The organism is Sedimentibacter sp. (assembly GCF_033447055.1).
GTDB lineage: Bacteria > Bacillota > Clostridia > Tissierellales > Sedimentibacteraceae > Sedimentibacter.
The window spans coordinates 52,395-69,968 of the sequence record NZ_JAWQJF010000061.1; the positions used below are offsets into that span (position 1 = coordinate 52,395).

Genomic DNA, 17,574 nt, shown 5'->3' on the forward strand with positions numbered 1-17,574 from the left:
ACTATTCCTTTATCTTATTTTATTATTTCATACGTGCCGCGAACCATAAATAATGCAAAGTTTTCAGCGTAAACGCCTCTGCCGTCATCTCTTGGTACTATCATAAGATTATTTGGAACTACAGCCATACCGGAAACAAACTCTTTTCCCATAGTTATGTTTGAAATTCCACCTAGTTCAGAACCGATAACATTAGCTTCTCCCTGCCTTAAAATCAGTTCTGTTCCTGCACCTGCTATTAATTTTTCACCTGCATTAACTTCTACAATTTCCAGGGTCTGTCCGACTTCCGATGTGCTTCCTTCTGATGAGCTTAATTTATCTATTTGTACCTGCATATTTTCGATGTTTTCCAAATTGTAATCATCAATCAAAGCAGTTAAACGATCATTGAGGTAGCTCAACACAACTATTGGGTCAGTTGTGTCTCCTGGGGAAGCGAAAATAACCGTTGTTAGAGCAAGTGATAATATCAATATTAAAATAAAAACTTTTTTCAAATATAACAACTCCCTTAATAGTATAAATACATTTTATCTTAAAATAACAAATATTTCAACATAAACTGACACAAATTTCATAACACTATTTGGAATAAATGCTTTCAGGAATATTTCCGAGGTAATAAATAGTTAGAATGATTTGTTGCATAATGAAAAATGTGGACGTTTTACGAAACAATGTAACAAAATATTGAATTTAATAAAATGAAATGATATAATTGCAAAGTGGAAAAAACCATATGAGAAGGTTGGTACGCATAAATAAAAAAATTAGAAGAACTTATATTGATTTTAAGATATTAATATGATATTGTACTTAGATTAGATATTGGATATTGCACTGAAAGGGAGATAAAATGAAGTTAAATAAAATTGATAAAATAGTGCTCTTATTGATTTGTCTTACACTTGTTGTTGGCGTATTTACGATATATCAGAGAGTTCAAATAGAAAAGCAATATAAGGCTGCTGAAATTGTTCTTGATTTTAATGAAATGAAGAAATTTTCAGACAGCTCAGAAGAAGAATTGAGCTGGTGGCTTAAAGAATTTAAAGATTATAAAGCTCAGTCGGTTGCAATACAAGAAGAAACAATAAAACTTCTCATAGAAAGCGGCAAACCTCTGAGAGCAACATTAGTTTCAGAACTGATAAATAATTATAATTGGCAAAATGATTATAACAGTGAAATAATATCTTTAATCGAAGAAGGAAAAATTGACTCGAATGATGTTATTGTAACGACAAAAGATAAGTATTTGTTTGATTATATTACTTCGGGTTTAAAAGAAAGATATATAGATGAATTTTACGACATATATGATTTAGATGATGCTTATTACATAACATTAAATGGTACAAATGATGACTTGTATTATGGTCAAACAGAAAAAGTTGTTAACCTTGCAGGCGATGGTATATATGAAACTAAAAGTGTTGTGGATTCCAGATTGCTTAATATTGGAATTGGATATGATGAAGAAAAAATAAATTTAGTAAAAGATGCAGGATTGGATGTTATATTGAGACCAATAAATTTTTCTACATACAGTGAAAAATTAACAGAGGCGTATATAGCTGCTAATGAGAAATATGGGTTAGAGCCTAGGATGTATATTCTTAACGGTAGTGAAGTACTTGGATATCCTGACAATGAAGTCAGTTTATTGAATTACATAAATGAAGAAAATATTTCCATTGTTCTTATTGAAAGTGCTACTCAAAGAGAGCATTTAGAGCAGGAAGGGTTAAATGATTTAGTAGAAGATTCAGGATATAATGCTTTAAGAGCATTTACAATGTGGGATTACATCAGAGAGAGAAATAAATACTATAATTATGAAGGTGCGGAAGAAATTGAAAACACAATGTTCAGAGCAATAACTGAACGAAATATAAGAGTTATATATTTTAAACCGTTTTTTGAAGAAGAAGGAAGCACTAAATATTTAACAGATGCGCAGGAGTATGAAAGAACATTTGCAAGTTTAGAGAACAGATTAAGTGAACATAATATAATACTTGGAAAAGCAAAATCTATTCAAGAATTTCATATAGGGGCAAAAAGGCTTGCTGTATTATCATTTGGAATTACATTGGCTGGAGTATTTTTGTTTATAAAAATGTTTAATATAAAATATAAATATGCAGATTATTTATATTTAGCAGCGCTTCCTGCAACGGTATTACCGCTGGTTATGAGAAGTATCGCAGAAAAAGGATTTGCATTTGCAGCAGCTGTAATATTTTCAAGCATAGCAATATATTTCTTTATGATTCAAATTAAAGAAATATATTATTCAGCAAAAGAGTATTCAAAGCTTCAAATTATGATTCGTTCTGCACTTATTTTAACAGGTGCTGTTGCAATTTCTTTGATTGGAGCTGTATTTGTCGATGCAATGCTTGCTGATGTAAAGTATTTTTTAGAAATGGATATTTTCAGAGGAGTTAAACTTGCCCAAATTATTCCTTTTGGAATTTTTATGATAATGTATTTAATATATTTTATAAATAATGAAGAGAAGGACCAATTAAAAAGTGCAATAAACGCTGCTGTGAAAATTTTAAACAAGGAAGTTAAAATTTATTACGGAATAATTGCAGGAATTATAGGAGTGGTAGGTTATATTTATATATCTAGAACAGGGCATGAAACAAATATTCAACCTTCTAGCATCGAAATGATTTCCAGAAACTTTATGGAATATGTGTTGCTTGCAAGACCAAGAACAAAGGAATTTTTAATTGCATTTCCGGCAATATTTGCAGCTGTTTATGCAGCAGGTAAAAAATCTGAGTTTTTTACGGCAATATTTATGCTGACATCAGCAATTGGAACATCATCTGTAATTAATACATTTTCGCATTTAAGAACCCCTATTTATTTATCATTTGCAAGAACAATTATTGCTCTTGGATTTGGAATAATAATTGGGTGTATTACAGTGATTATTATTGATTGGGTATACAAATTATTTGTGAAAGTGCAGGAGAGATTGCAGTGAAAAAGGTTTTGTTGGCAGGATATTATGGTTTTGGCAATTTAGGAGACGAAGCAATATTGGAGATGGCACTAGAGCAGATCCTGGAAATAACAGAAAGAAATAATATTACAATATTATCTGGAAATAAAGAAGCAACAAGAAAAAAATACAATATTGATACTATAGACCGTTACAATGTGTTTTCTATAATTAAAAAATTAAAATCATCTGATGTTCTTGTTTTTGGTGGTGGAAGTCTTTTGCAGGATGTTACAAGCAAAAGGAGTATTTATTATTATTTGTTTTTAATAAGGCTTGCAAAATTCATGAATAACAAAATTGTTATGCTTAGCCAGGGAATTGGGCCTATAATAAATGAAAAAAGCAAGAGCGCAGTATCAAGCACTTTGAGAATGGTTAATTATATAACAGTGAGAGATAAGCATTCAAAAGAATTTCTCGAAAGTTTAGGCGTAGATAAAAAAAAAATATTTCTTTCCACTGATCCTGTAATAAACTTAAGAACCGGAAAAATCATAAAAAAACAGCAAAATTGCACAAAGAAAGTTTGCTTTTCACTGAGAAATTGGAAAAATGCCAATGTAAGTGAAAAAATAAGCCAGGTTGCAGATAAACTTATTAAAAATGGGATTGAATGTCATTTTATACCCTTTTATTACAATGAGGATTTAGAACTTATCAATGAAGTTGAAAAAAATATAGGTACTAAAGCTGTTTATTACAAAGAGAGGCTTTCTACAAGAGAAGCTTTTGATATAATCATAAATATGGATGTTATGGTGGGAGTGAGACTACATTCGTTAATATTTGCAGCAGCAGCAAATGTACCCTTTGTGGCGGTTTCATATGATCATAAAGTTGATCATTTTGTAAACAGCGTAAGTATGAAAGTAGCATGCAAAATTGACAATATTGATGTCGAGCTTTTATGTGATGAAATTATTAAAAAAATTGAAAATGAAGACGAAGAAAAGAAAATACTTCAAGAAAGCGTATTGAAGTTAAGAGAATTAACAAATATAAATTATAAAATATTAAAGGAAATATAGTGATGGATAAGTTAAGCATAATGGGCGTAAGGATTGACAATAAGTCTATGGATGAAGTACTTCAGACGGTAGAATATAAATTGTCAAAAGGAGAAAAATATATTATATATACTCCTAATACAGAAATTATTATGATGTGTCAAAATGATGCTGAGTTTTTAAATTATATGAATAAATCTGATATTAATATTCCTGATGGAATAGGGCTTGTATATGCATCTAAAATTAAAAATCATCCTTTGAAGGGAAAAGTAGCAGGGTTTGATTTGTCAATGAAATTATTGGAATTGGCTGAAAAAAAGTCACTAAAGCTTTATGCTGTTGGCGGGAAACCTGGTGTAGCAGAAGATGCATTGAAAAATATTCATGATAAATATCCAAATATTAATATAGCAGGCAGTCATCACGGATATTTCAAAGGTGCTCATCTAGGCCAGGGTGGACACGAAGAAGAACTCAAAGTTGTTGAAGAAATCAACAAACAAGAACCGGATATTTTATTTGTTGGTTTTGGAGCTAAAAAGCAAGAGCAGTGGATAGAATATAATAAAGATAAAATTAACGCTAAAATTATTATAGGAAATGGCGGAACCATAGATGTTTTAGCAGGTAACGTAAAGAGAGCTCCTGACTTATATGTAAAATTAGGTCTTGAATGGTTTTATAGACTTATTAAAGAGCCAAACAGAATATCGAGACAAATAGTGTTGCCGGTATTCATGCTTAAAGTAATTTTTGGAAATAAAAATATAGTAGAAGAAATCAAATATGGAGGATAAAATTGAAATTATTTATTGATACAGCAAATGTTGATGAAATTAAAAAAGCAAATGACATGGGTGTTATTTGCGGAGTTACAACAAACCCATCTTTAATAGCAAAAGAAGGAAGAGTGTTTAAGGAAGTTGTAAAAGAAATTACTCAAATTGTTGATGGTCCTATAAGTGCTGAAGTAATAAGTCTCGACTGCGAAGGAATGGTAAGAGAGGCAATTGAGCTTGTTAAAATGCATAAGAATATAATTATTAAAATTCCAATGACGATTGAAGGATTAAAAGCTGTAAAAATTCTTCATAGAGAAAATATTAAAACAAATGTTACATTGATTTTTTCAGCAAGTCAAGCTCTCTTAGCAGCTAAAGCAGGCGCAGCATATGTTAGTCCTTTTGTTGGAAGGCTTGATGACATAAGTTGCGACGGAATGGAACTGATTTCTGAAATAGTTGATATATTCAGCAATTACAATATTGAAACAGAAATAATTGCAGCCAGCATAAGACATCCAATGCATGTAACAAAGGCTGCCAGACTTGGATGTCACATAGCTACAGTTCCGTATAAAGTTATAGTTCAAATGACAAAGCATCCATTGACAGATAAAGGTATAGACCAGTTTCTTAAAGATTGGGAAACAGTACCAAGATAAAAAGAGGAGAGCAAATCAGGATTTTACTAAAGAATTCTAAAAAGGGAGAAATTATGAATAATGAAGATATGAAAGTCGTAGCTCAAAATATAAGAAAAAATATTTTAACTATGATTCATGAAGCAAAATCAGGACACCCTGGAGGATCTCTTTCAGCGGTAGAGATTATGACGTATTTGTATTACAAGGAAATGAATATTGTTGACTGTAAGGATGAGAATCGCGATAGATTTGTTCTTTCAAAAGGTCATGGGGCACCAGCTTTATATTCTGTCCTTATGGAAAAAGGATTTATAGGCAAAGATTTAATTGGAACTTTGCGTCAAGTGAATTCTAAACTTCAGGGACATCCGGATATGAGAAAAGTTCCGGGAGTTGAAGCATCAACCGGCTCTTTAGGGCAGGGACTCTCTATAGCAAACGGTATGGCTCTTGCTTTCAAACTTGATAAAAAAGAAAATAGAGTATTTGTACTTATTGGCGATGGTGAGATGCAGGAAGGAATGATTTGGGAAGCTGCAATGCTTGCAAATCATTATAAACTTGATAATGTAACAGCTATATTAGATCACAACGGTCTGCAAATAGATGGAAGAAATAGCGATGTTATGACAATTGAACCTATTGACGAAAAGTGGAGAGCATTTGGCTGGCATGTAATTAAAGCTGATGGACATGATTTTAACTCCCTTGAAAAAGCATTTGAAGAAAGAAAGACTGTAAATGGAAAACCAGCAGTAATTATTGCTGAAACAACAAAGGGAAAGGGTTGTTCTTTCATGGAAGATAAAGCTTCTTGGCATGGGAAAGCACCAAATGATGAAGAATTTTGTACAGCAATGGAAGAAATAGGAGGTGGCTTGAATGTCTAAAGCAACAAGAGAAGCATATGGAGAAGCTCTAAAGCTTCTTGCAGCCAATAATACAAATGTAGTAGTCTTGGATGCGGATTTGTCTGGTTCAACTAAAACCTCTGAATTTAAGAAGGTAAGTCCTGAAAGATTTTTTAATGTAGGTATTGCAGAACAAAACTTAATAGGAACAGCAGCAGGTATGGCTATAGCAGGGAAAATACCATTTGTAAGTTCTTTCGCAATGTTTGCAGCAGGAAGGGCATTTGAAATCATAAGAAATACTGTGGCATATCCAAAATTGAATGTTAAAATAGCTGCTACACATGCAGGTCTTACCGTTGGGGAAGACGGCGCGTCGCACCAGGCAATTGAAGATATAAGTTTAATGAGAAGTATTCCTAACATGACAGTTATTAATCCTGCAGACTGCATCGAAGCTAAACAGGCAGTATTAAAGGCGGCAGAATATGTTGGACCTGTTTATATAAGACTTGGCAGAATGGCAGTTGAAGATGTGTATGATGATTCTTATGTATTTGAAATAGGAAAAGGTGTTGAGCTTAAAGACGGCAAAGATGTTACAATTATTGCTACTGGTATAATGGTTCAAAAATCATTGAAGGCAGCTAAACAGTTAAGTGAAGAAGGCATCGATGCAAGAGTTATAAATATTCACACAATTAAGCCTATAGACAGAGAAATAATTATAAGAGCTGCTAAGGAAACAAAGGCTATTGTTACAGCAGAGGAACACAACATAATTGGAGGATTAGGAAGTGCTGTCTTGGAAGTTCTTTCTGACGAGTATCCTGTTCCGGTTAAAAGAGTTGGAGTTTTAGATACTTTTGGAGAATCAGGAAAACCCGAAGACCTTCTTGAAAAATATTTATTGACAGAAACAAATATTGTTGATACGTGTAAGAAAGTTATTGAAATTAAATAATAGTTACAAAGAATAAAAAAATAAGTGTTGAAATAAATTTTACGACACTTATTTTTTTTAAAATTATTGAAAAAATAAATTATTTTTTTCATATTATTGAATATACTTAGTATGAATCCAAAAAAAGTTGAAATATTAATAAAAAAACATATATTTTGTATTGACATTAATATAACATCAAGGTATAATTAAAAATTTGACATGAGTTGTTAAATGGTGTATACTATGTGTAATAGGAGGTGATGCGATGTTTAATTTAGGAGATAAGGTAGTATATCCAATGCATGGAGCAGGAGTTATTGAAACCGTTGAATCAAAGGAGATATTAGGCGAAGTAAAAAATTATTATGTTTTGAAAATGCCAATTGGAGAAATGAAGCTTATGATACCTGTGGATAATGTTGATAATATTGGCTTGAGGAACATTATTGACAAGAGTGTTGTTGAAGGTGTATATGATATACTGAAGCAAGCAGCTGTATTGAATGATTCTAACTGGAATAAGAGATTTCGGGACAATATGATAAAAATGAAAACCGGCGATATTTTTGCAGTTGCACAAGTAGTAAGGGATTTGACTTACAGGGATAGAGAAAAAGGCCTTTCGACCGGAGAAAAGAAGATGCTGATAAGTGCAAAACAAATGATTGTAAGTGAAATAGTTCTTACAACAGAAATGGACAGCATTATCGTACAGGAATATATAGAGAAAATTATAAATGAAGATGCACCGGAACAATAATTTATTTAATGTGCTAGTGCATATTTCTTTTTTTATTAGGAATTAAGGTGAATTTAATAATATATGTTAATAATTAATTAATACTATAGCCAAATAATAAAAAATATGTTAGAGTTAATAATATAACAAAATTTGGGTATACTTAGAGGGAGGTGATTGTATGATAGATAAAATTGTAAGAGCGATGATTACTACCATTGGAATATCTTTAGGTGTTTTTATTGGCGTAATGTTAAATCAAAATGGTCTTCTTAAATTTTCAGGGTTACAAAACATGCTAGTAATAATAAGTATCAGTTTAATTTTTGGAATTATATTTTTTCTTATTTCTGCTAAAATTAAAAAGACTGGGCAAAAGATGGTCGAAGCTTTTGAAAAAGAATTGTTGAAGTTTTCAACAATGGATATTATATTGGGAGCTCTTGGGCTTATTGTGGGATTTGTTATAGCATTCCTTATAAGCCAACCATTTTCAGATATCAAATATGTTGGAACGATAGTTTCATTATTGTCATATTTGTTATTTGGATATTTGGGAATAAAAATATCCACAAGAAAAAAAGACGATGTTATATGGCCACAGTTAAATCTTAAAAAAGTTCAGGCAACTAAGAAAACAGATAAAGGTTCTAAAAAAGAAATTGTTTTTCCTAAAATACTTGATACTAGCGTAATAATTGACGGAAGAATTTCTGACATATGTAAAACCGGATTTATTGAAGGCACACTTGTTATTCCGGAATTTGTTCTTAAAGAGTTAAGACACATTGCAGATTCATCAGACAGCCTCAAGAGAAACAGAGGCAGAAGAGGTTTAGATATTTTAAATATTCTTCAAAAAGATGATGCTGTAAATGTATTGATTGAATCAAAAGATTACGATGACAATATAGAAGTTGATATTAAACTTTTAAAATTAGCAAAAGAGCTTGGTGGAAAAGTTTTGACAAACGATTTTAATTTAAACAAAGTTGCAGAGTTTCAAGGTGTTGAAGTTTTAAACATAAACGAACTTGCGAATGCAGTGAAACCTATAGTTCTTCCTGGTGAAGAAATGACTGTCATGGTTGTTAAAGATGGGAAAGAATCAGGTCAGGGATTGGCGTACTTAGATGATGGTACAATGATTGTTGTTGAAGGCGGCAAAAAGTGTATAGGCGATTCAGTTGTAGTTACTGTAACAAGCGTTCTTCAAACTGCTGCAGGCAGAATGATTTTTGCAAAATTAAAAAATGTTATTAATAAAGCAGTATAAATAAGCATAAATAAAAAATACTCATATGAGTATTTTTTTATTTATGCGGTATCTTTCTTAACCTGTTGTATATGTTTTGAAGCATTGGTTAAAATATCAGTATAGGTGAATAGAGAGGTATATATGATAATTGTTGCTATTAGAGCAGTTATATTGTATGGAATTTTGCTTGTTGCTATGAGGATAATGGGAAAGGGAGAGTTGGGAGAACTACAGCCTTTTGATTTAGTCGTATCTTTGATGCTTGCTGAACTTGCAGTAATGCCTGTGGAGGATTTAGGAGCTCCACTGGTTCATGGATTTGTAGCAATTGCTGTAATTATGTTTTTACAATGCTTCATATCGTATGTTACTTTAAAAAACAATTACGCGAGGAAAATCATATGCGGTACTCCTACAATTATAATTGACCATGGAAAATTTAATACAAAAGATATGAATAAGCTAAGGATAAATGTAAACGATGTGTTGGGGCAAATGCGTCTTAAAGGGTATTACAGCATTGAAAATATAGATTATCTCATTATGGAGACAAATGGCGAAATGAGTATTATTGCTCCGGATGATTATCCGGGTACAAGGTGTGAAAGAATACCTATTGCAACTATTTTGGATGGGCAAATAATGAAAAACAATTTAAGCAAGTACAATATTTCAATGGATGATCTGCAGAAAGAATTAAATAAGAATAATATAAAATCTGAGCATGTTCTGTACGGTTTCATCGATGAACAAAATAAATTTGTTTTTTATAAGAGGTAGTTATGAAGATGGTAGTTATTTCCTTACTGGTTTTATTATTATTTGTTGGTGCGTGGATATGGTTTTATTATAATTCTGTAGAGCCCGTGACCACTTATTATTGGGAGAAATTAATTGAATTGTCAAACTCAATTTATGCTGACGACTGGCAAATTGCTGAGTACGACATGCGTAATTATTTTGGAAAATGGAAAGATACAAGAAATTTATGGATTTATTTCATAAATCAAAATGATATAGACAATATAGACTCTTCTATCAGAAAACTTGATTCATATATAAAAAACAGAGACAAAAATATGGCTCAAGCGGAGCTTGAGCATTTAAGAGTTTTATTTAATGTAATTAATGAAAATGAATGCTTGTCTTTAGAAAATATTATGTAATTTATTTAACTGTATTGATAAGCGTTCCAATACCTTCAATTACACATTCCATTTTATCTCCGGATTTTAAATACTTAGGCGGATTGAAACCTGCACCTACTCCTGCAGGAGTGCCTGTCAATATAATGTCTCCTGGATACAATGTTATTCCTGAAGAGAGATCACTTAAAATTGTAGGGATATCAAAAATCAACTGGCTTGTATTGCCGTTTTGTCTTAATTCATCGTTTATATAGCTTTTGATTGCTAATTTCGGCGGGAATGAAATTTTTGATTTATGGACAATGTAAGGTCCTAACGGGCAGAATGTATCAAAGGATTTTCCTTTGTGCCATTGCACATGTGATGTTTGAATATCTCTAGCTGATATATCATTCGCAATTGTATATCCAAATATGTAGTCTTCCGCTTCTTCTTTAGATATGTTTTTGCATTTTTTGCCTATTATTACAGCAAGTTCTACTTCGTAATCCAATTCTTTAACAATATTTGAATGAGAATCTACAAATTCTTTATTACCAATTGCCGGGTAAGCAATTTTACTGAAATAAATTGGTTTACTTGGAACATCAGAAGTGACACTTTTTAAACTTTTTACTTCGCTTATATGGTCCATATAATTTTTTCCGAGACATATTACATTTCTTTTAGGGTATGGTATAGGTGATAATATTTTTACTTTATCTAAATCTATTACTTCTTTGCATGAAAGAATAATCTCATTAATTTTTTCTTTTTCAAGATTGTTAAAAGAATCAATAAGATTTAGCATATCAGTAGGAACCGGAATATTTAATTTAGAAAAAACTGTCGAAGAAGGAATCACTCCGTTTTTTTCTTCATTTAAAAAACCTGTACATTCTAAATTATCATAAGAATAAGTCAATAAATACATAAATGCCTCCAAATTTTATTTTATATCACTATAATATATTTTTTTGTATTTTTCAAGTAAAATTGTTGTTTTCAATACTCAAGAAAGTTGTAAAGTAACTCATATTGCAGTATATTAATTCCTGTGATATAATGAAAATGATTAAATTCATATTTTAAGAGGTGCAGCATGAGTAGGTTTATGTTGAATGAGTTACATAAAGAAATATTACTAAGTTTGACGCAGAAAGAATTTCTAAAACAAATTAATTTATCAGAGGAGAAAATTCAATCATTTATTATTAATAAGAAATTTGTAAATAATTTATTAATACTTATTAATAAAAAACAATTGCTGTGCAAGGACGTTCTTGATATTTCTTATGATATTTTAAATAGCGTTTGCACAGAATCTCCAAAAGACTGGCTTCTTTATGTTTTCCAATATGTTCTAAATAAATCATTTCCTGAAGCAACAACAATAAAGCTTAATCCTAAATATGAAATTGGTGTGCTCATATATCTTGAAATACTGAAAACAATTTTACATCACGCAAAAAATAGTGATGTATTTGATAAATATGCAGATTTTAATTTTTTAACTGAAAATGAAATAAGCGAACTTCCTAATCCGGAAGAATATATGATTTTTATAGACAAGTTCGATAAAAATTATATATATGAACTCATGATGCTTGATGCAGAAGTGAATGGATATAATACACTAAAACATGTTGCAGCAGTTCATTACGTTGCCATGCATATAGCAAGACAGCTTAAAAAAGTTGGGATTACAGTAAATTTAGGATTAGTTTCCGGTGCGGCTGCAGGCCACGATATAGGAAAATATGGATGCAAAGGTCTTGAGAAAAGAAGGGTGGCATATCTTCATTATTATTATACAGATCAATGGCTTGTAAAATTTAATATGCCTGGAATATCTTTAATTGCTGCAAATCATTCTACTTGGGATTTAGAACTTGAAAATTTACCATTGGAATCATTAATTTTAATATATGCTGATTTCAGAGTTAAGAATAAATCAACGAAAAACGGCAATGAAATGTACATTTTTGATTTAAATGAATCATTTCAGATAATTCTTAATAAACTTGACAATGTAGATGAAGCAAAAGAAAAAAGATATATGAGAGTTTATTCGAAGTTAAAAGATTTTGAAAATTATATCATTCATAAAGGAGTAAATACAGATTTTAAAACAGAACAACCGTCTGTATCCAAAGTTATTGATTATGCATTAATTGATGGTCATGATGTTGTAGAAAATTTTAAATATATGGCGATTGAACACAATACTTCTTTGATGAGTAAACTAAACAATGAAGCTAACTTTGCAAGCATGATAGAGGCTGCAAGAAGCGAACAGGACTGGAAGAATTTAAGGTCTTATTTAAATATACTCGAAGAATATTCAATATATCTTTCTCAAAAAGAAAAACTATTTACTCTTAGCTTTTTGTATGAACTTTTAGTTCACAGAGAAGGCGATATAAGGCGTCAGGCAGCATGTCTAATGGGTAGCATTATTGTATCATTTAACCTGGAATATTCAAAGGAAATTCCTGGTGATGTTAAATTCGATATTAGTGAAGATATGAGTAGTCTGTCTATTTGGGATAAATATTTGGGACTTTTTCTTGACCCTGGTTATAAAGTAACAGATAATCACAAGGAATGGATAGGGTATTCTCTTAGAATATTTGTAGATGCCGTAATTAATTCCAAAAGGAATAATGATAAAAAAAGCTATTTGGATATATTTTTAAATCATTTTAGATATGAAGAAGAATATGTGGCAAAATTAAGTTGTATAAATTCGCTTCTTAGTATACCTGTTGACTTGTATGAGACAGATCAGTTAACTTATGTCATAGATTATTCCATCGACTCGCTAAATAATTCTGCTAATGATATAAGGCTAATGGCAGTGCAGTTTTTTAATTTAGTTGTTAAGAATAGGAATATTGCTAATGATGCTTTGAATAAAATTCGTGAATTTATATTAGTTATTTCAGAAAGTGATGGACTTTGCATAAATTATTTGAAATATAAAATAGCCAAGAATTTATACATGACTGAAGATTTAATTAAGAGCTATAAAACGCTTATAACAAGCAGATGTTATAAAACTTCTGATTTGTTTCTTAATAACCTGAAAGCTGCTACACCATGGAATGTAAAAACAATTAGCATTGATTATATCATGGATCATATAAAGAATACAAATGACGTTGCTTTACTTCAAACTGCAACACATTTGGCAAACCTTGTCAAAGTCAGCGCAAAAGAATCTGTAAGGAATAAAGCGGGAAATTCTTTAGTAGAAATCGGTCCATTATTAACAGTAGATCAAAGAAATGAAATTGCATTTGAATTAATTAAAGGCCTTGAAATAGATGAACTTCAATATGCTAAATATATACCCGAATACTTGGGACGCTTTGTGATGCTTTTAACTCCAAAGGAACTTGATGAATTTATTAATGATTTAAAAAATATTTATAAAGGTTCTAATGAAAGAGCCAGTGCTCTTGTTATTAATACATTTGGTGTAATGGTTCAACATTATCCTGAGTATAAAAATAGATTTGATGAAGAAGATGAAGTGTACAATAGAAGATTTGTTAAGATTCTGAGTATCATTTTAAGCGGCCTTGCCAATTACAATTTACAAGTTAAACAGGAGACATTTCTTGTAATTGGACAACATATTTTTGGCTCTAAGAAATTGAATTTAGAAGAAAAAAATAAAATATTCTTGTTGATTTACAAGAAACTTCTTACATTAATCAACGAAAAAGAATTAGGCGATTTGTTTTTCTTCAACAATTCAGCATCATTTAACCATATTTATAGATTTATAAGTGATTATGAATTTTATTATAAGAATTTTGATATTAATATAAACAGAAATGTTGCATTTTTCCCGGGAACATTTGATCCGTTTTCGCTTAGTCATAAAGGAATTGTGGAGGAAATCAGAAATCTTGGTTATGATGTATATTTGGCTGTTGATGAGTTTTCATGGTCTAAAAAAGTTCAACCAAGAATGATTAGAAGACAAATTATAAATATGTCAATAGCAGATGAGTTAGGGGTATTTTTGTTTCCTGATGATATTCCTGTTAACCTTACAAGTGCATATGATCTGAAAGGTTTGAAAGATTTGTTTCCGGAAAAGGATATTTACATTGTTGTCGGAAGTGACGTATTGATGAATGCTAACGCATATAAGGCAAGACCAACAAAAAATTCTATTCATAGCTTTAATCACATAGTATTCAAAAGGACAAAGGATGATTTAACTCCTGCCGCTATGAAAAAAGCTGATGAAAATAAAAACAGAATAAAAGGGTCCCTTGTAGAGCTACATCTTCCTTTATACTTAGAAGATATCAGTTCAACTCAGATAAGAGAAAATATTGATAACAACAGGGATATTTCTAATTTAATAGATCCGTTGGCGCAAAGTTTTATCTATGACAGAAATTTGTATATAAGAGAACCTTTGAATAAAAGTATTTTAAAATCTAAACCTTTTATAATAGAAGTAGTTGAAGATTTGAGCAAAAAAATTGTTGATGAAATAGGTCATTATATTTTTATGCATACAAATCTTTATGAAAATATTGGAGAAGAATTAGTATCTAAAAACATAAAATTGTTGGTAATAAGGGACGGGAAAAATTCCAATAAGCTTCTAGGATTTTCGGCTTTCCACAAAATTGCATCTTCGGAAGTGTATTCGGAGTTTAAAAGTCAGGATATTGCAAATCATGTAAGGGAAAAAACAGCCGGAAGAATAATTATAATCGATGGAATTTTTATAAATCCAAGTAAAATCTATGACAATATGGAACAAATTATAATAACAGAAACTCTGGCATATTGTTTGAAAAATGATTTTACTTATGCACTTTATTACAATATTCTATCTAACATTAACAGTGAAGCAGTAATTGAAACATTAGAACTTCAGGGGTTTATTAAAATTGAAGATGAAGGAATGAATAAAACTGTCTATGCAGTTGATATGAAATTTCCTATTTGCCTTACTCTTAATTTAGAAAGTTTTATAAAAGAGCCATTGAATGCAAATGAAAAAGTACATGAAGCGATTGGAATTGCTAGAAAGAAATTACAAAAATCGATGACGGAGCTTTATCCGGGAAGTCTGGTATTATCAATTGACAATGATATGATAAATCAGACATTAATTAATAAAATATGTAGCATAAACAATGTTAGCAACGAAGTGCAGGTTCCAAGAACAACAGGGGATTACATGTGCGTTCCTTTTGGTAATATTTTAAAGGGGATGGTTGTGCCTAATACGGTTACGAAATCGCTGCATACTGAGAAAGTATACTCTACTGATGCAAAACGTTTCAAAATTTCAGAATATCCTTGTTATTCACCGATAGAAAATCAGGTTAAAACTATAAAGTCTTTTGAAAAACCGGTAATTTTAGTAGATGATTTGCTTCATAAGGGTTATAGAATTAAAGAATTAGATCCAATATTCAAAAGATATAATATTGAAGTAAAAAAAATCATCGTAGGTATAATGTCAGGAAGAGGAAAAGATTTAATGGATATACAGGCTAGAGATTCAGATTGTGCATATTTTATACCTAATTTAAGGTTATGGTTTAATGAAAATTTAATGTATCCGTTTTTAGGCGGAGATGGTATGTGGCATAATAATGAGAATATGCTGAATTTGATTCCATCAATCAACCTTATACTTCCATACTACGCTCCGGTGTATATCGACAATGCTTCAAATGAGGCAATATATAATTTATCCATGGTTAGTCTCGAAAATGCAAAGAACATACTTCGTGTTTTAGAAACGGAGTTTCAGGAATTGTATGAGAAAAAACTTACGGTGAAAAGGCTTGGCGAAGTTCTTTTATCTCCAAGACTGCCGTATTTGGGAGACAATATATCTTATGATTTAAACATGGAAGCATCAGGTTATATGGATGTAAGCATTGAAACATTGATAAAACTTGAAAGGATAATAAAATAATGTTCTATTACAAATTTAAAGGTAAATATTTATTTTCATCAGATGAATACAGCTATGTTAAGGTAGATGGTATACCTGATAATTGCAATGAACTATACTTTTTATATAAATCAAAAAAACAATTTTCAAAAATGTCATTTGCAGTATCGGATGTACAGGATTTGTATGATTTTGAAGATAGTATTGATTTATTAAAATTAAAAGAAGAGTATGAATTGAAGGAATTATTGCCTGAAAAAATACTGAGTATGATATTTGAAAGAAAAATCAAAGCAGTAAATACAGAGTATGAATATTATGAAGAATGTTTTTACATGTCAGAAATTAAGAAGAAAAAAGTTAATGTTTTAGCTTTGGGAGATGTGGGAAGCACTTTGCTCACAGGATTAAAATTATTAGGTGGAGAATCTATTGAGTCAATAGGTATATTTGATAGAAGCCAAGATAAAATCAAAAGATGGGAATATGAAATGAATCAAACTTCTCTTCCTTTTGATTATGATTATTTTCCAAATGTGCACGGAATAGAAAAACATGAATTATTTAATTGTGATATGTTTGTTTTTTGTGCTTCCAAGGGAGTTCCTCCTGTAGGAGCTGAGTCGGTTGACGTAAGAATGGTTCAATTTGAAGAAAATGCAAAGTTAATTAAAGAATATGCTCTAATGGCAGCTGACGTGGGATTCAAAGGAATATTTGCAGTAGTATCTGATCCGGTTGATCCTTTGTGTGCTTGTGTTCTAAAAGAAAGCAAAGGTGGTCTTGCTCCTGAACAAATAAAAGGATACGGACTTGGTGTCATGAATGCAAGGGCAATGTATTACGCTAAGAGCGATGAAAAGTTTTCTTCATACTTCAAAGAAGGAAGAGCATTTGGGCCACATGGAAATGATTTAGTCATTGCAAACAGCATAATCAACTATGACGATGAAATTTCAAAGGAACTTACAAAACTTGCAGTTAGAGCAAATCTTGAAGTTAGAAAAATAGGATTTAAACCATATATTGCACCTGCACTTTCATCAGGAGCAATATCAATAATTTGTACTCTGGAAGGGAAATATCATTACAGCTCTAATTATTTAGGAGGTGTTTTCATGGGCGCAAAAAACAGAAATTTGCCTTCAGGACTTGAAATAGAAAAAATTATAATGCCTGAAGATCTGTTCGTCAGAATAAAACATACATATGAAGAGCTTTTAAGGGTATAAAATTAAA

14 protein-coding genes are annotated in these 17,574 nt (G+C 30.9%); 12 read left to right on the forward strand and 2 right to left on the reverse strand.

Translation table 11 applies throughout. The features are described from left to right. Window positions 1–14 precede the first annotated feature (14 nt). The gene (locus tag SA378_RS04010; RefSeq protein ID WP_318524695.1) at window positions 15–500 is read right to left on the reverse strand and encodes a hypothetical protein; all 486 of its coding nucleotides are present in this window, start codon (window positions 498–500) and stop codon (window positions 15–17) included. A gap of 359 nt (window positions 501–859) precedes the next feature. Here SA378_RS04010 and SA378_RS04015 point away from each other — a divergent pair, with 359 nt between their 5' ends. The 10 genes from SA378_RS04015 to SA378_RS04060 all read left to right on the forward strand — a co-directional run bounded on the left by SA378_RS04015 (window position 860) and on the right by SA378_RS04060 (window position 10,427). Then, window positions 860–3,010 (forward strand): DUF5693 family protein, encoded by a 2,151-nt coding sequence (locus tag SA378_RS04015; protein ID WP_318524696.1) that lies wholly within the window; start codon window positions 860–862, stop codon window positions 3,008–3,010. Then, window positions 3,007–4,059 (forward strand): polysaccharide pyruvyl transferase CsaB, encoded by a 1,053-nt coding sequence (gene csaB, locus SA378_RS04020; protein WP_318524697.1) that lies wholly within the window; start codon window positions 3,007–3,009, stop codon window positions 4,057–4,059. The genes SA378_RS04015 and csaB overlap by 4 nt, the downstream gene beginning before the upstream one ends. A 2-nt stretch (window positions 4,060–4,061) precedes the next feature. Further along, a complete protein-coding gene (locus tag SA378_RS04025; RefSeq protein WP_318524698.1) occupies window positions 4,062–4,838 on the forward strand; it encodes a WecB/TagA/CpsF family glycosyltransferase in 777 nt (258 codons plus the stop codon). Window positions 4,839–4,840: 2 nt separating this feature from the next. Continuing rightward, window positions 4,841–5,485 (forward strand): fructose-6-phosphate aldolase, encoded by a 645-nt coding sequence (gene fsa / locus SA378_RS04030; protein ID WP_318524699.1) that lies wholly within the window; start codon window positions 4,841–4,843, stop codon window positions 5,483–5,485. Between the two features lie 53 nt (window positions 5,486–5,538). Further along, complete coding sequence (locus SA378_RS04035) at window positions 5,539–6,357, forward strand: transketolase (RefSeq protein ID WP_318524700.1); 819 nt, start codon at window positions 5,539–5,541, stop codon at window positions 6,355–6,357. Continuing rightward, window positions 6,350–7,282: a transketolase family protein gene (locus SA378_RS04040; protein ID WP_318524701.1), complete on the forward strand. Its 933-nt coding sequence runs from the start codon at window positions 6,350–6,352 to the stop codon at window positions 7,280–7,282. Before SA378_RS04035 ends, SA378_RS04040 begins: the two co-directional genes overlap by 8 nt. Before the next feature lie 247 nt (window positions 7,283–7,529). Next, complete coding sequence (locus tag SA378_RS04045; protein ID WP_318524702.1) at window positions 7,530–8,024, forward strand: CarD family transcriptional regulator; 495 nt, start codon at window positions 7,530–7,532, stop codon at window positions 8,022–8,024. A 160-nt stretch (window positions 8,025–8,184) separates the two neighbouring features. Continuing rightward, complete coding sequence (locus SA378_RS04050) at window positions 8,185–9,279, forward strand: PIN/TRAM domain-containing protein (protein WP_318524703.1); 1,095 nt, start codon at window positions 8,185–8,187, stop codon at window positions 9,277–9,279. A gap of 123 nt (window positions 9,280–9,402) precedes the next feature. After that, the gene (locus tag SA378_RS04055; protein ID WP_318524704.1) at window positions 9,403–10,041 is read left to right on the forward strand and encodes a DUF421 domain-containing protein; all 639 of its coding nucleotides are present in this window, start codon (window positions 9,403–9,405) and stop codon (window positions 10,039–10,041) included. A gap of 2 nt (window positions 10,042–10,043) precedes the next feature. Next, window positions 10,044–10,427 carry a DUF4363 family protein gene (locus SA378_RS04060; protein ID WP_318524705.1) on the forward strand — a complete coding sequence of 128 codons (384 nt, stop codon included), beginning with the start codon at window positions 10,044–10,046 and terminating at the stop codon, window positions 10,425–10,427. Between the two features lies 1 nt (window position 10,428). On the opposite strand, the gene SA378_RS04065 is transcribed toward SA378_RS04060, so the two are convergent. Further along, on the reverse strand, window positions 10,429–11,322 hold the full coding sequence (locus SA378_RS04065) for a fumarylacetoacetate hydrolase family protein (RefSeq protein WP_318524706.1): 894 nt from the start codon (window positions 11,320–11,322) through the stop codon (window positions 10,429–10,431). A gap of 168 nt (window positions 11,323–11,490) precedes the next feature. On the opposite strand from SA378_RS04065, the gene SA378_RS04070 reads away from it, so the two are divergent. Beyond that, window positions 11,491–16,356 (forward strand): cytidyltransferase, encoded by a 4,866-nt coding sequence (locus SA378_RS04070; protein ID WP_318524707.1) that lies wholly within the window; start codon window positions 11,491–11,493, stop codon window positions 16,354–16,356. Further along, the gene (locus SA378_RS04075) at window positions 16,356–17,567 is read left to right on the forward strand and encodes a lactate dehydrogenase (RefSeq protein ID WP_318524708.1); all 1,212 of its coding nucleotides are present in this window, start codon (window positions 16,356–16,358) and stop codon (window positions 17,565–17,567) included. The genes SA378_RS04070 and SA378_RS04075 overlap by 1 nt, the downstream gene beginning before the upstream one ends. Window positions 17,568–17,574: the final 7 nt, after the last annotated feature.

What these genes read in the sequence shown, in the direction of transcription:
- SA378_RS04015 (WP_318524696.1), top strand. Translation starts at nt 860, where the DNA reads ATGAAGTTAAATAAAATTGATAAAATAGTGCTCTTATTGATTTGTCTT.
- SA378_RS04025 (WP_318524698.1), top strand. Translation starts at nt 4,062, where the DNA reads ATGGATAAGTTAAGCATAATGGGCGTAAGGATTGACAATAAGTCTATG.
- SA378_RS04035 (WP_318524700.1), top strand. Translation starts at nt 5,539, where the DNA reads ATGAATAATGAAGATATGAAAGTCGTAGCTCAAAATATAAGAAAAAAT.
- SA378_RS04040 (WP_318524701.1), top strand. Translation starts at nt 6,350, where the DNA reads ATGTCTAAAGCAACAAGAGAAGCATATGGAGAAGCTCTAAAGCTTCTT.
- SA378_RS04045 (WP_318524702.1), top strand. Translation starts at nt 7,530, where the DNA reads ATGTTTAATTTAGGAGATAAGGTAGTATATCCAATGCATGGAGCAGGA.
- SA378_RS04050 (WP_318524703.1), top strand. Translation starts at nt 8,185, where the DNA reads ATGATAGATAAAATTGTAAGAGCGATGATTACTACCATTGGAATATCT.
- SA378_RS04055 (WP_318524704.1), top strand. Translation starts at nt 9,403, where the DNA reads ATGATAATTGTTGCTATTAGAGCAGTTATATTGTATGGAATTTTGCTT.
- SA378_RS04060 (WP_318524705.1), top strand. Translation starts at nt 10,044, where the DNA reads ATGAAGATGGTAGTTATTTCCTTACTGGTTTTATTATTATTTGTTGGT.
- SA378_RS04065 (WP_318524706.1), bottom strand. Translation starts at nt 11,322, where the DNA reads ATGTATTTATTGACTTATTCTTATGATAATTTAGAATGTACAGGTTTT.
- SA378_RS04070 (WP_318524707.1), top strand. Translation starts at nt 11,491, where the DNA reads ATGAGTAGGTTTATGTTGAATGAGTTACATAAAGAAATATTACTAAGT.
- SA378_RS04075 (WP_318524708.1), top strand. Translation starts at nt 16,356, where the DNA reads ATGTTCTATTACAAATTTAAAGGTAAATATTTATTTTCATCAGATGAA.